This window comes from Gemmatimonadota bacterium, from assembly GCA_040388625.1.
In the GTDB taxonomy this organism is placed as follows: Bacteria; Gemmatimonadota; Gemmatimonadetes; order Gemmatimonadales; family Gemmatimonadaceae; genus Fen-1247.
On sequence record JAZKBK010000005.1, the window covers coordinates 382,278 to 395,335 of the forward strand.

General features: G+C 64.3%; 12 protein-coding genes. 6 read left to right on the plus strand and 6 right to left on the minus strand.

From position 1 onward, the window contains the following. The first annotated feature begins 30 nt into the window (after positions 1 to 30). Positions 31 to 1,437, plus strand: a complete 1,407-nt coding sequence (locus V4529_13440) for an amidohydrolase family protein (GenBank protein ID MES2359331.1) — start codon at positions 31 to 33, stop codon at positions 1,435 to 1,437. 119 nt (positions 1,438 to 1,556) lie between these two features. Here the strand turns inward: V4529_13440 and rpsD are convergent, their stop codons facing one another. The 3 genes from rpsD to V4529_13455 form a co-directional block, all read right to left on the minus strand. Further along, positions 1,557 to 2,171, minus strand: coding sequence for a 30S ribosomal protein S4 (gene rpsD / locus V4529_13445; GenBank protein ID MES2359332.1), 615 nt, complete (start codon positions 2,169 to 2,171; stop codon positions 1,557 to 1,559). A 367-nt stretch (positions 2,172 to 2,538) separates the two neighbouring features. After that, the gene (locus tag V4529_13450) at positions 2,539 to 3,069 is read right to left on the minus strand and encodes a Rieske (2Fe-2S) protein (GenBank protein ID MES2359333.1); all 531 of its coding nucleotides are present in this window, start codon (positions 3,067 to 3,069) and stop codon (positions 2,539 to 2,541) included. Then, the gene (locus V4529_13455; GenBank protein MES2359334.1) at positions 3,059 to 3,580 is read right to left on the minus strand and encodes a DUF2231 domain-containing protein; all 522 of its coding nucleotides are present in this window, start codon (positions 3,578 to 3,580) and stop codon (positions 3,059 to 3,061) included. The genes V4529_13450 and V4529_13455 overlap by 11 nt, the downstream gene beginning before the upstream one ends. Before the next feature lie 120 nt (positions 3,581 to 3,700). Here V4529_13455 and V4529_13460 point away from each other — a divergent pair, with 120 nt between their 5' ends. Next, positions 3,701 to 4,282 carry a LuxR C-terminal-related transcriptional regulator gene (locus V4529_13460; protein MES2359335.1) on the plus strand — a complete coding sequence of 194 codons (582 nt, stop codon included), beginning with the start codon at positions 3,701 to 3,703 and terminating at the stop codon, positions 4,280 to 4,282. Positions 4,283 to 4,300: 18 nt separating this feature from the next. Here the strand turns inward: V4529_13460 and V4529_13465 are convergent, their stop codons facing one another. Beyond that, the gene (locus tag V4529_13465) at positions 4,301 to 4,861 is read right to left on the minus strand and encodes a dihydrofolate reductase family protein (GenBank protein MES2359336.1); all 561 of its coding nucleotides are present in this window, start codon (positions 4,859 to 4,861) and stop codon (positions 4,301 to 4,303) included. A 57-nt stretch (positions 4,862 to 4,918) separates the two neighbouring features. After that, positions 4,919 to 7,405 carry a zinc-dependent metalloprotease gene (locus tag V4529_13470; protein MES2359337.1) on the minus strand — a complete coding sequence of 829 codons (2,487 nt, stop codon included), beginning with the start codon at positions 7,403 to 7,405 and terminating at the stop codon, positions 4,919 to 4,921. A 256-nt stretch (positions 7,406 to 7,661) separates the two neighbouring features. On the opposite strand from V4529_13470, the gene V4529_13475 reads away from it, so the two are divergent. The 4 genes from V4529_13475 to V4529_13490 all read left to right on the plus strand — a co-directional run bounded on the left by V4529_13475 (position 7,662) and on the right by V4529_13490 (position 11,839). Then, on the plus strand, positions 7,662 to 9,230 hold the full coding sequence (locus V4529_13475; protein MES2359338.1) for an ankyrin repeat domain-containing protein: 1,569 nt from the start codon (positions 7,662 to 7,664) through the stop codon (positions 9,228 to 9,230). A 243-nt stretch (positions 9,231 to 9,473) separates the two neighbouring features. Then, positions 9,474 to 10,172 carry a hypothetical protein gene (locus V4529_13480; GenBank protein ID MES2359339.1) on the plus strand — a complete coding sequence of 233 codons (699 nt, stop codon included), beginning with the start codon at positions 9,474 to 9,476 and terminating at the stop codon, positions 10,170 to 10,172. Between the two features lie 108 nt (positions 10,173 to 10,280). After that, positions 10,281 to 10,616 carry a YciI family protein gene (locus V4529_13485; GenBank protein MES2359340.1) on the plus strand — a complete coding sequence of 112 codons (336 nt, stop codon included), beginning with the start codon at positions 10,281 to 10,283 and terminating at the stop codon, positions 10,614 to 10,616. Further along, the gene (locus tag V4529_13490; GenBank protein ID MES2359341.1) at positions 10,613 to 11,839 is read left to right on the plus strand and encodes a DUF6596 domain-containing protein; all 1,227 of its coding nucleotides are present in this window, start codon (positions 10,613 to 10,615) and stop codon (positions 11,837 to 11,839) included. The genes V4529_13485 and V4529_13490 overlap by 4 nt, the downstream gene beginning before the upstream one ends. Positions 11,840 to 12,095: 256 nt before the next feature. Here the strand turns inward: V4529_13490 and bla are convergent, their stop codons facing one another. Next, positions 12,096 to 13,043: a subclass B3 metallo-beta-lactamase gene (bla, locus tag V4529_13495; protein MES2359342.1), complete on the minus strand. Its 948-nt coding sequence runs from the start codon at positions 13,041 to 13,043 to the stop codon at positions 12,096 to 12,098. Between the last annotated feature and the right edge of the window lie 15 nt (positions 13,044 to 13,058).

Sequence of the window (13,058 nt, forward strand, 5' to 3'; positions counted from 1 at the left end):
TGACCCCGGTTTCTCGAATCCGGGGATTGAATGAAAAGCATGGTGTGTCTGGCTGCGGCCGTGGCGATGCTTGGTGCCAAACCGGCGGTTGCATCGGCGCAGGCCGGCGGATCCGTCCCGGCAAACGTCGCGCAGCCGATCGTGCTGCACGCGGCGCGGCTGTTCGAGGCGGAGCCAGGCAAAATCGTGAGTCCGGGCGAGGTGCTGGTAGAGGGTGGTCGCATCCAGGCTGCCGGCACGTCGGTGCCGCATCCAGCCGGCGCGAAGGTGATCGACCTGGGCGACATGACGCTCATGCCGGGTCTTATCGATGCGCACGTGCACCTCTTCCTGCACCCGGCCCCTCCCTCGGAGGGGATGCAGACAGTCGATGAGTCTGCGCCGCAGCGGACGATCGAGGCCGTGCTTGCGGCCAAATCCGACCTGATGGCCGGCTTCACCTCCGAGCGCGACATGGGGACGGAAGGCGCGGGGCCGGCAGACGCGGCGGTGCGCGACGCCATCGACGCAGGTGAGATTCCCGGTCCGCGGCTTCGCATAAGCGGGATGGCCATCTCCATACTGGGCGGACACGAGGACGCCATCGGCTTCAACCCCGAGCAGCACGTGCTGGGCAACTCCGACTACGCCAACGATTCCGAACAGTTGATCGAAACGATCCGCAAGCAGCACAAGGAAGGGGCCAGTTTCGCCAAGATCTACGTGACCGGGCCGGACCGCATGGTCCCCGCCGGATCAGCCCCATGCCTCGGCGATCCCATCTGCAAGCAGCTCGGAATCGGCGAGGAGGCGGGCGATCCCGGGTTCTGGGACTTCCACACCACGTACCAGTACACGGAAGACCAGATCAAGGCGGCCGTGAACGAGGCAGCGCGGCTCAACACCAACGTCGGCGTGCACTCTCAGGGCGAGCCGGCCGCGCGTCTTGCCGTGGAGGCGGGAGTCTCCTCCATCGACCACGCGACGCAGCTCAGCCAGGGCACGATGACCCTGATGAAGCAGAAGGACATCCCCGCGGTCCCCACGTTCGTCATCTTCAAGTACTTCGCTGACCACGCGCCGGATTCCGCCGCGGCCAGACGCGAGTACGCGATGCTCGATTACAAGATCCACGAGTTCAAGCGGCAGGTGGCCGCTGGCGTTCCGATGGCAGTCGGGTCGGACGTGGGACCGTTTCCGCACGGGACACAGGCGCTGGAATTCGAGCTGATGGTGAAGTACGGTATGACTCCACTCGCGGTGCTACAGGCCGACTACCTGAACGGCGCGCGCATTCTCACGTGGGAGAACCGCGTGGGGCAGTTGAAGCCCGGATATCTCGCGGACGTCGTTGCGGTCCCCGGGAATCCGCTGCAGGACATCACTCGAGTGGAGCATGTGCAGTTCGTGATGAAGGGCGGCGTGGTGTACAGAGGCAGCGGCGCGGAGCAGCGCTAATCGATAGGCCGGTGCGGCGTTGACCATTCTCTATCTCTGGCGCCGCAACATCTGGGTCAACATGATCGCGCATTTCATCATCGACGCATCTGCATTCCTTGCGTGACCCCTATTTGCTCTCAGCGCGCGTAGAACTCAATGATGAGCGCCTCCGCGACCGGAAACGGAACATCGGCGCGCGTCGGCGACGTAACAACACGACCAGCACAGACATCATCCGGATCACGTCTCAAATAACTCGGTAGCCTCAACGATGGACCCAGCTCGGCAGAGGCGCGCAGTGACTCGCGCGCGCATGCGCGCGAACTCAACGACACGGTCTCGCCAATCTCGAGCTGGTAACCGGGCCGATCCACTCGCCGTTCACCCACCAGCACGTGTCCGTGCACAATCAACTGTCGCGCTGCAGGGATGGTGCGTGCGAAACCAAGGCGAAATACGGCGTTGTCCAGCCGCCGTTCGAGCAGCATCAGCAGATTTTCTCCCGTGTTACCCGGGAGCGCACGTGCTGCATTCAGATAGCGCTCCATCTGCCTCTCGGTCACGCCATAATTGAACCGAACCTTCTGCTTCTCTTCCAGCCGACGCCGCAGCGAGCTTGGCCGGCGACGCGTTGGAACGGCGCCATGCTCACCAGGCGGAAACGGCCGGCGATCAGCGGTTTTTGCAGAGAGGCCCGGGAGCTGTGTCCCGAGCCGGCGAAGAATTCTAAGACGAGGACCACGCACTGGCATGCTGCTACCGGTTTCCTTTTTGTAATGTGTTGTCCGCTTTGACCGAGCTAATCAATCGGGTCGAGCGATTCCAGAAGCGGACAGTCTGGATGTCATCAGCGCGCGCCACCGTTGGCTCGTTACCGGCTTCCGCAGGCCATTCCAGCACTGCATGAGGGTGCCCGTTGGGCCCTATCCCTGCCAGCTCGCCCCAGACATCCCATCCACAACATTCCGTTTTCCAGGCCATGCTCGCTCTCTCCTCCCTTCCAGCGCCGTCGGTGCTGGTCGTCGGTCTTAAAGACTGACGAACGATAGACTCTATACCTTGGTACAGAGTCAAGGGGGCAGCGACTCCGGTGCGCCATGAGCGGGTGGTGTGTGCTGATCATGCGACGTACACCGACGCCGCGGCCCATGCTGCCGCATCGGTATCCGCACGCCTCAGCGCATCGAGGTTGACTACGACGCTGTCGCCGCTTCGGCGGATGTCGAATCGGTCCAGGTCGCGAGACGTCCGTCCGCTGTCGTGTGCACCGTCGGGCCGGAAACGCGCCTTGTGACGCGGGCAGAATACGCGGCTTTCATTTGGTCGCCATTCCAGCGTGGCGCCGCGGTGCGGGCATGCCAGCGAGAACGCGTACAGGCGGTTTTGCCAGCGCGCGAGGATTACTTCGCTTTCACCGTCCACGTACACGCTTTCCGCCGCAGGGATACGGTACGACCGCTCCGTGCCGCGTCTTTCGTCCGGGCTGATGGTGCGGACGGTGCTGGCGAACGCCGCCGAACGTGCTGCGCCGAGCCCTGCGAGAGCAGCGGCTGCAGTGAGCGCGGCGTTACGGAGAAACGCGCGCCGGTCAACGACGATCGGGCAATGCGAACAACTCTCGTCGGGTTTCCCGTCCAGTTCAGTTGCCATGGCGCCCGCGTTCCTCGACGGCTGGTTTGTTGGCACCGATCGCGCCGGGCAAGGGGTTCGGGTGTGTGTACGCGCTGGCAGCGCCGTGAGTGTACACCAACTTCCCGCCTGAATGTCCGACGCGGGCACCCATGACGACGAGGCCAAGTGCACCTGCTGCACCCGCAATCCGGGCGGAGCGGCCGACGACGCCGGGCATGAGTCCCGCGCCGACGACGAGCACCAGCACACCTGAAAGGGTGAGGAAGAGCTCGGCCGCATCCGCGTGTGCATCCATCGCCGCATCAGGGACGATGTTCTCAACCTTGTCTTCCTGGGATTCGCCCGTCTGGACTGCAACCCACGCGCTTACCGTCAGTGCGACCGATAGCGCGACCGGAACAGCCCACGTGCGGCGCGGTGCCGATCCGCGCCGGATTGCCCAGATGGCACCAACGGCGAAAATCGGGAGGAGAAAAACGAGTACAATTGGGAAGTGAACTATTGCTGGGTGGAGCGGGTCGGGCAACATGAACGGTCTCCGTTGAGTGGTAGTCCACAACCTCGGCTTCTGGTTTCGTTAGCGGTATCCGACGTTCGACGCGAATACGCAAAAGGACGGACCACCCGGCAAATGACGTAGGGGAATCAGATGGGCGATAAAGACGAGCGCGTGCTGCGCCTGCTGCTGGCGACCGCATTGGTAGTGATCATCGTTGGTGGCACCATCGATCTGGTACTGGATGCGCCAGATAGATTGCTGTCGGCGCATGTCATATATGAAGTGAGCATGATTGTGATCGCGCTCGGGATCACCGTCGCGCTCTGGCGAGGGTGGTGGCTCGCCGAGCATTCGCTTGTGGACACTCAGCGCGCGCTGGAGGCACGACAGACCGAGCGAGATGCGTGGCGGGCAAGCGCACAGGCGGCGCTGGACGGGCTTGGCCACGCCCTGGATGAGCAGTTCCATTCCTGGGATCTGACGCCCAGTGAACGCGAGATCGCCCTGCTACTGCTCAAGGGACACAGTCACAAGTCCATCGCCCGTGCGACCAGTCGCAGCGAGAGGACCGTGCGGCAACACGCTGTGGCTGTATATCAGAAGTCGGCGCTTCACGGTCGCGCCGAACTCGCGGCGTTCTTCCTCGAAGATCTCATGCTGCCCGGAAACGCGGGTCAGACCACAATTCTTCCAGTCAATTCCAACAGCTGGAGCCAGAAAACTGCACTGTGACCCTGATTATCCCGACGGCTACCTTCTCGGCTCATACCGCATCGCGACCGCGCCTGAGCCGAACTCCAGCCGGCTCACCAGCTTCAGGTCGACAAGCTTCGATAGGCCCGCGAACAACGTCGGCCCATGGCCCGCTATTCTCGGGTGCATAACGAACTCGTACTCATCGATCAGTCCCAGCTCCGCCAGCGCCAGCGGGAGCGTCACGCCTCCGACGAACAGCCCATGACCTGGCTCTTCCTTGAGCTGCTCGACGGCCATTCGCAGATCCCCGCGGACGAGTTCCGCGTTCCAGTCGACCCGATCCAGAGTGCTCGACACGACGTATTTCTTTGCCGCGTCGATCGTCTGGGCGAAAGGCTCCATCCAGGGCTGCATCCAGTCAGGCCGCGCTCCTGCCGGCACCGGCCGCCTCCACGCTGACTCCATCATTTCATAGGTCACACGGCCAAAGAGGATGGCATCAGCGTGGGCGATGTTCTCGGCTGCGTGACGATGCAGGTCTTCGTCCGCGATCATTACGCGATGATCGCAGCAGCCGTCCAATGTGACGTTGATGGAATATCGAAGGGGTCGCATTTGCTCAAGATGTGCGAGCTTCGCAGGTAGGCAAGACGTCTTGCCCCCCAATGCCCCCTATTCGCCCCCGATCGGTGTTCCCGGCGGCAGCGGGATCACATCCGCCGGACGCTCCGGTGCGATGTGGCGATCCAGCCAGTTCCGCACGTTGCGAACGACTTCAGCGTTCGCCGCGCGATCTTCCGTGTCGGTCGTCTTCGCCGCTGAGAGACTGGTCGCCAATCGACTCAAACGATCGTTGGCCACCGCCCGCACATCTGCCGTCGATTTCTGATCGGCCGCCAGCGCGAACAGCGCGTCGACCACGGCGCGCCTTGCCTGACGACGGACGCCGCGCTCGTACGCCGTAGTCGCGACCGAGTTCGTGTAGACGCCGTCGATCAGCTGCCCGATCACTTCGTCGGCCGACGGCGACGCAGCGTCGCGCGCATGAAACGACATCACGCGCTCGATGCGATCGGGCTGCAGAATTCCATCCGCCACGTTGCCCGCCAGCGCGCGCGCGATGGCCAGCGGATCGTACACGATCCCCGCTGGCGTCGTAGCGAAGCCCCAACCGCCGCCGTATCCGTACGGCGACGGTGGAATCATCTTCACTATGCGCTCAGGAACCGCGAGCTCGCGCGGCTGGATCGTCGCGATCAGCTCGCGCAGCGCTTGCCGCTGCTTCGCAGGCGCGACGACGGTCGCCGGCGTCTGTCCGTCACCCCGCAGCGCGAAGGTGTATTCCATCCCGCCGATCGCCTTCGTCGCCGCTTCGATCGCGTACCGATGATGCAGATAGACCGGCACGAAGCGCTCGTTGATCAGCCACATCGGATCGCCGGGTGCGATCACCGATTCGTTGAACTTCGAGATGAGCACGTCGCGAACTGCACTCTCTCGCGCGAGCTCCTTCACCGCATCGTCGCCGTTCAGCCACCGCGTCACTTCGGGGTACACACCCGCCGACGCATCGCGATCGGTCAGAAAGCGCGCGCCGCCCGCGATCGCCTGACGCGCCAGCGCTTCCTGGCCTGCACGCTCTGCTGCAGCGGTCGGATACTGCGTGTAATCGAAACGAATCGCGAGCGTGTCGTAGGCGCCCGTGCCGTTTGCCCATGCGTGCGAAACGTCGAGCGTGCCGTTGGGTCTGAGCGTCACCAGCGGACCGGGATAGTCCATCACACTGGCTCGGCCAAACGCGTGCGAGATGTAGTTGTGCGCGAGGCCCAGTGTGTGGCCGATCTCGTGCGCAACGTGCTGACGCCGACGCGACATGGCGAACTCTGTGCCGTTGACATTGGGATCGAGCGACGCCATCCAGTCGGTGCCTTCTCCGTCCATCGCCGGCGTCATACCGGCGAAGATGTTGTAGTCGGTGATCGAGCGATACGTGTCCATCTTGAGCATCGCCTTGATGATCTCGCCCGTGCGCGGATCGACGAACGACTGGCCCACTGAGAAGCCCGGATCGCTCCGGTGCACCCACTGGATCATCGAATAGCGCGCATCCATCGGATCGGCGCCTGCGGGGAGATCCTCGACGCGAAATGCGTTGCTGAATCCGGCTGCCTCGAACGTCTTGGTCCACCACGCCGCGCCCTGACGGAACGCGGTGCGATACGGCTCCGGAATACCCGGATCGAGATAGTAGACGATGGGCTTGACGGGATCGGAGATCGCGGCGGACGGATCCTTCTTCTCGAGGCGCCAGCGATTGATCCATCGCGTCTCCGGCTTCTCGGTGAACGGGCGCGAGAAGTCGTCGTACGTCACCGAGAAGATTCCGACGCGCGGATCAAACGCGCGCGGCTTGAAGTTCGAGTCGGGCAGCTCGACGAACGAGAAGTGCTCGCGCAGCGTGAGCGCCGCCGCATCCGGCGTATGACGCGCGACTTCGCGGCCCGGCGCATCGCTCGCGAAAGTCAGCAGCGTCTCGATTTCAGTGTTCCTTGGAAACGCCTTGGTGTGCGGCATGTAGATCGCGCTGCGATTGCGATCGACTCGATACGTGCCCTGCTTCTGGCGCTGAATCGTCGAGCTGACATTCATCTCGTCCTGCAGCAGAAAGTCAGTCGCATCCACCAGCAGCCGCCCGCCTTCCTCGGCGACGATAGGCATGCCGGCGAGCGTCGACGTGGCGAAGGACTCCTCGACGGAGTGTGCCTGGAGCGAGTCGGCCGTTCCGCGGTAACGCGTGTTCTGGCTCACCAGCAGCACACGCGGGCCGAAGCGCTCGAAGCGCACCAAGGCCTCGTTGCCCGTCGTACCGCGATCGAGCCCCAGGTCGTTCGACCCCAGGCCAGTGGCGAGCGTTGGCAGGTACAGGAAATCCTGCCCGAGCCGCTGCACCTCGAGGAGAAGCTTGCCGGTGTGCTCGTCGTAGTAGAACGGGATGAACCCGTCGTGGCGTTCCATCCCCGCGGTCTGCGAGGCGATGCTGCGCGCGGGCTGGGCGGCCGCAGGTTGCGCTGCCGTGCGCTGGGCGCGCAGTGCGACGGGTGTGGAGACAACGACGGAGGCGACGACGGAGGCCACGAGGGCGTAGCGGACAACTCGCATGGGCAATCGAAAACCGGAGGATGGAGTGAAGGCGGCAAATGTGGTGGGCGCTTCGCCCGTATGCAATACTGCCGCTCCGGCATCAGAGGTCAGCCCGCTTGACACTCGCCTCCTCTATGCCAACATTCCCACGGTGCGTTTGGGGCGCCCGCGGGTCCACGCGAAGGACTGAGTCCTCCCTGATCTGAATAACCGTTGCACGGCAGTTTCCGTGCTGGCCCGCTTGTGGACCGCTGGCACTCAGCATGGAGGCCATATGTCCCACCATCAGCTCCCCGAGCGGCCGAATCTCGACCAGCTCAAGCGGCAGGCGAAAGATCTCCTGCACGCCGTGCGGCAACACGATGCCGCCGCCCTCACCCGCGCACACGCGCTCCCCGCATTCACCTCGCAGCCCGATGACGCTGTCACAAGCGCATTCGCACTGCACGATGCGCAATCGGTCGTCGCGCGCGAGCTCGGCTTCGTGTCGTGGAATGATCTCCGCGAAAACGTGGAGTCGATCACGCTCGACTTTACCGCTGCGGTCGAGGAGTTCATCGCCGCCGCAACCGGTCGTCGTCGTGTCCGCGCCGAACGCGTGCTCGACATGCATCCGCGCATCGCGCACGCCAACTTCCACACCGCATTACTACTGGGCGACGCCGCAACCGTCGACTCGCATCTAACACGCGATCCCGCGCTCGCCACCACGCTCGGCGGTCCGCGCGGCTGGCAACCGCTGCATTACGTCTGCTTCACAGCAGTCGGCGCGGCAAACCCCGAGCGCGAACTGGGTCTCGTCGCCATCGCACGGCAACTCATCGCCCTCGGCGCCGACCCCGATCTCCGCTTTCCATGGGAGCATCACGGGGTACATCGCCCCGTGCTGTGGGGCGCGGTAGCCGTCGTGCATTCGCTCCCGCTCGCGCGAGCGCTGCTCGAGGGCGGTGCAAATCCCAGCGATGGCGTCACGTTGACGCTCGAGGCGAGTGGCCGCGATGTCGCAGCGCTCGAGCTGCTGAACGAGTTCGGTGTCGATCCGAACGGTCCGTGGGCGACCGACGGATCGACGGCGCTCTACGCGTTGCTGCACTGGGCCGACAGCGTGGATGGCGCGCTCTGGCTACTCGCACATGACGCGGAGCCCGACGCGGTGTTCTCGCAGAATGGCGAGACTCCGCTACATGTCGCGGCGGCCCGCTGGGGAGTCGATCTCGTCGAAGCGCTGGCGAGTCGCGGGGCGATGATCGACCGGCGCCGGTCCGATGGTCGCACACCGTACGCCGTAGCGATGCTGAGCGGCAACGACGCGGTTGCGGAATGGTTCCGCGCGCACGGCGCAGATACCGATGTGGCGCAAGTCGACCAGATGATTGCCGCAGGAAGTCGTGGCGACGTCGCAACGGTGAATGCGATGCTTGCGGCGCATCCCGCATTGCGCAGCGAGATCGGCCCGCAACATTATCCGGCACTTTACCGGGCGGCCGACCAGAATGACGTCGAGGCACTCGAGGGATTGCTCGCGTGCGGCCTCGATGTCGACGCGGGCGATGAAGCGATGAACATGAACGCACTGCACAAGGCGGCGATGGCTGGATGGCCCGACGCTGTCCGCGTGTTGCTCGCACACGGCGCGTCGGTGTCGGCGCGCGATCGCGAGTTTCACGCGACGGCGCTGGTCTGCGCGGCGGAAGGTTCGCGGCATGCCGCGCCGGGCACCGATCACGCAGCGGTGGGGCGCATGCTTCTGGACGCCGGATCCCCGACGAACTGGACATCGAGCGACGAGCCGTCGGAAGGAATTCTGGAAATCATTACTGCGTGGGCTACTTCAAACGGGTAAACCAGCATTACCCCTCGGTCCTGCGTCGTGCAAAGTGCGCGGCGCAGGATCGGATCCCGCATCGAATGCGTTGAGTGCGTTCAGATGGTCGCGATAGACGAACGTGATCCATCCGACGTTCGAACGGGCCTGGCAGCGCGGCCCGAAAGATTTTCGACGGTGCTGTCGGATCGGGGCAAGTCTGTTCGTTGTAGTGGTGAGACTGATTGGAACACCACGCCCCACTACGAGGAGAACAGACCAATGCAGCGAACCAGGATCCGCTCGATCGCAATCAACACGATCGCAGTACTCGCCGTGCTCGGCGCGGCGAATTCAGCGAGGGCGCAGGGCGGCGCGACGACGTATCCGCGCATGGCTCCGGTCGAGCAGTATCTAATGGACCGGACCGCGGAGATCGCGCTGGCGCGCACCGCAGCGCCGGCCTCCATCTCACGCGACGCGGCGGTGCTGGTGCTCGGTCGTCACGGCTTCGAGACCGCGGTCGCGGGGAAGAACGGCTTCGTCTGCTTCGTTGATCGTGGATGGAGCTCCGCGCCCGATCCCGACTTCTGGAATCCGAAAGTGCGCGTTCCACAGTGTGAGAACGCACCGAGCGCGCAGTCGCATCTTCCAATTATTCTGAAGCGAGCGGCGCTGGCGCTGGCGGGACGGACGAAGGATCAAGTGGAGAAGGCCACGACGACGGCCATCGCCACGAAGGAGCTGCCGCCGATGGCGCCCGGCGCGATGTGCTACATGATGTCGAAGCAGGGATACGCCGGCGACAGCAGCAAGCACTGGCCGTCGCACATCATGTTCTTCTATTCGCATTTCGATCCGGCCAATTGGGGAGCGAATCTGCCGGGGTCCCCGGTGCTCGGGATGGAAGACACGGTCAACCACCTGACGGGGTTCGCGATTCCCGTGCAGCACTGGTCGGATGGAACGCCCGCCCGCTGAGCGGAGCTGCGCAGCGAGATTTCGGGAGTGTTGTCGGATCGAGGGCGGTCCGTACGTTGTAGGAGTGAACGGGCCGCATGCGCGCCCCAAACCCAGGAGAAGTTCGAGATGCATTATCTGCTTTCCGTGATCGCCGAGGGTGCCAGTCTCGCTGACGACGCCGAGATGGCTGCGATCGACGTCTTCAACGAGCGACTCCAGGCGAATGGTCACTGGGTCTTCGCTGGCGGGCTCGGCACCCCGGACACGGCCACCGTGATCGACAACCGCCGCGGCGAGGAAGTGTTCACCGACGGGCCGTTCGTGGAGTCGAAGGAATACCTCGCCGGCTTCTGGATCATCGACGCGTCCGATCTCGACGTCGCGCTCAAGCTCGCCGCCGCGGGCTCCAAGGCGTGCAATCGCAAGGTCGAGGTTCGGCCGTTCCTTTCCAACCCTGAGTGATGGACGTCCAGGAAGCGATCACGCGCGCGCACCACGAGGAGTGGGCCCGCGTGGTCGCCGCCCTGGCGAAGCGCTTCGGCAATCTCGACGTCGCCGAAGAAGCAGCGGCCGAGGCATTCGCGACCGCGGTCGTGAGGTGGCCGTCGGACGGCGTACCTCCAAATCCAGGCGCGTGGCTGATGACCGCGGCCAATCGCAAAGCCATCGACTGGATCCGACGCGAGAACAAGCGCGACGGCAAGCAGAGAGAGGCGCAGATGCTCTACATCGACGACGAGCCCGAGCCGCTCGATGCGATCGGGGACGAACGGCTGCGGTTGATCTTCACCTGCTGCCATCCGGCGCTCTCGATGGAGGCGCGCGTCGCGCTCACGCTGCGCATGGCAGGCGGGCTGACGGTGGCGGAGATCGCTCGCGCCTTCTTCGTGCAGGAGACCGCGATGGGGCAGCGGATCACGCGCGCGAAGGGGAAGATCCGCGTCGCTCGCATACCATATCGCACGCCATCGGTGGAGGATCTTCCCGGGCGGGTCTCTGGAATACTCGCCGTGCTGTTCCTCGTCTTCAACGAAGGCTACCTGGCGACGGGACCCGACGCCGATCCGATCCGTCCTGCGCTCACCGCCGAGGCGATCCGGCTCACGCGGCTCGTGCACGTGCTCATGCCAGACGACGGCGAGGTGGCCGGACTGCTCGCGTTGATGCTGCTCATCGAGGCACGCAGGACGACGCGAGTTTCCGAGCGTGGCGAGCTGGTCCCGCTCGGAGAGCAGGATCGTGCGAGCTGGGATGCGGCGATGATCGCCGAGGGACATCGATTGGTGCGCGAGCGACTGGCTTCCGGCGTGGCTCCGGGGCGCTACCAGATACACGCGGCGATCAACACGGTGCACACCTCCGTCCGACACGTGCGGGATACTGACTGGTCGCAGATCGTCGCGCTGTACGATCAGCTCGCTCGCATCGATCCGTCGCCGGTCGTCACGCTGAACCGCGCCATCGCGGTCGCCGAGGTCGATGGGCCGCGAGCGGCGCTCGCGATCGTCGACATGCTCGATGACACGCTCGCCGGCTATCACGCCTACCATGCGACACGCGCCGACCTGCTGCGGCGGCTGGGATCGATGCCGGAGGCGCGCGCGGCGTACGACAGGGCGATCGAGCTCTCGGGGAACGCGGCCGAGAGCGCGTACCTCGCGCGTCGACGCGAAACGTTGGAGTAGCTCGCGGACGTACGAGGCAGCAGGGATGATCGGGCGGCCGGCGCGTTGCCGGCGTTTGTGAAAGTGCGCCGTGCGTCGCTTCCGGTCGTTGCAGTGTTTCGCCAAACGCTGCGGTGCTTCGACCGCACAGTCGGCGACGAGTTCGGTATCAAATAGTCGCGCGTGAGCCGGATCGATAGCAACTCAGAGTGTAAGCGCGCGGGGGGCAAGACCTGACACCCGTTTCCGGACCCCCATTTCACGAACCGATCAACTGTCATGGGACATGATTCCGGCGTCGAGCTGATACTGGCTGCCTTGCCGAATCAGCAGCGGTGCGCTCCTTCGCAAGTTGTGCCTCGAAACTTTTGCGTGCGTCCTTCGCGACAGCGCGGCATCCCGCGCGATCCACCAGTGCATCAGCGTCGCCCTGCTCGCGCCTGGTCACGCGTTCCCAGAAATTCACCACGCCGGGATGCGGAGCGAGCGGGATGTCGCAAGGCAGTGCCGCGACCATCGCGAAGCTGTACTCGAAATCCTTGACGATGTCCGGGTACTTCGGGTTGTCGATCAACTTGTAACCAGGCGCCGACACGCTGCCGATATCGACCATATGCAGACAGCGCTCGCCCTCGCATGACGTCCACGTCCAGGTCGTGTTGCCTCTGGTGTGGCCCGGTGTCGAGTGAGCAGTCAGTACCAGGTCGCCCACGCGTATAGTCTCGCCATCACTGACCGTGCGCGCGACATGGACCGGCGGAAACGGCAATCTGTCGCCGTACTGCGGATCGTCGTGACCGCCGCGCGCCAGCAAGGCGGTATCAGCGGCGTTCGCGATCACCTGCGCGCCAGTGGCCAGAGCGAGTTGTGCGATGCTGCCCGCGTGATCGCAATGCGCGTGCGAATTGAGGATCCATTTGATGTCGTGGAGATCGATCCCCAGCTCCCGGAGATTCGCTTCGACCAGTGCGCCGTCGGTGGGCACTCCGCCGTCGATCAGAACATCACCCGTACTCGTTTTTACGAGCAGCACGGTGATGCCACGAGGTCCTACATACCAGGTGTTGCCGTAGATCTGAAACGGCTTCTGCGGAGCCGTCCACGAAGGATCGCTCGCGCATGACAACACGCTCGCAGCATTCGCCGGCTGTGCGGATGGAGTCTGTGCATACGTACTCGGCGCGATCAGGCTGGCAATGAGAATCGCGGATATCGACAAGCGCATTGTGGAAAAACCGGG

Excerpts from the sequence above, each read along its gene's own strand:
- V4529_13440 (MES2359331.1), top strand. The coding sequence starts at position 31 with ATGAAAAGCATGGTGTGTCTGGCTGCGGCCGTGGCGATGCTTGGTGCC.
- rpsD (MES2359332.1), bottom strand. The coding sequence starts at position 2,171 with ATGCCAGTGCGTGGTCCTCGTCTTAGAATTCTTCGCCGGCTCGGGACA.
- V4529_13450 (MES2359333.1), bottom strand. The coding sequence starts at position 3,069 with ATGGCAACTGAACTGGACGGGAAACCCGACGAGAGTTGTTCGCATTGC.
- V4529_13455 (MES2359334.1), bottom strand. The coding sequence starts at position 3,580 with ATGTTGCCCGACCCGCTCCACCCAGCAATAGTTCACTTCCCAATTGTA.
- V4529_13460 (MES2359335.1), top strand. The coding sequence starts at position 3,701 with ATGGGCGATAAAGACGAGCGCGTGCTGCGCCTGCTGCTGGCGACCGCA.
- V4529_13465 (MES2359336.1), bottom strand. The coding sequence starts at position 4,861 with ATGCGACCCCTTCGATATTCCATCAACGTCACATTGGACGGCTGCTGC.
- V4529_13470 (MES2359337.1), bottom strand. The coding sequence starts at position 7,405 with ATGCGAGTTGTCCGCTACGCCCTCGTGGCCTCCGTCGTCGCCTCCGTC.
- V4529_13475 (MES2359338.1), top strand. The coding sequence starts at position 7,662 with ATGTCCCACCATCAGCTCCCCGAGCGGCCGAATCTCGACCAGCTCAAG.
- V4529_13480 (MES2359339.1), top strand. The coding sequence starts at position 9,474 with ATGCAGCGAACCAGGATCCGCTCGATCGCAATCAACACGATCGCAGTA.
- V4529_13485 (MES2359340.1), top strand. The coding sequence starts at position 10,281 with ATGCATTATCTGCTTTCCGTGATCGCCGAGGGTGCCAGTCTCGCTGAC.
- bla (MES2359342.1), bottom strand. The coding sequence starts at position 13,043 with ATGCGCTTGTCGATATCCGCGATTCTCATTGCCAGCCTGATCGCGCCG.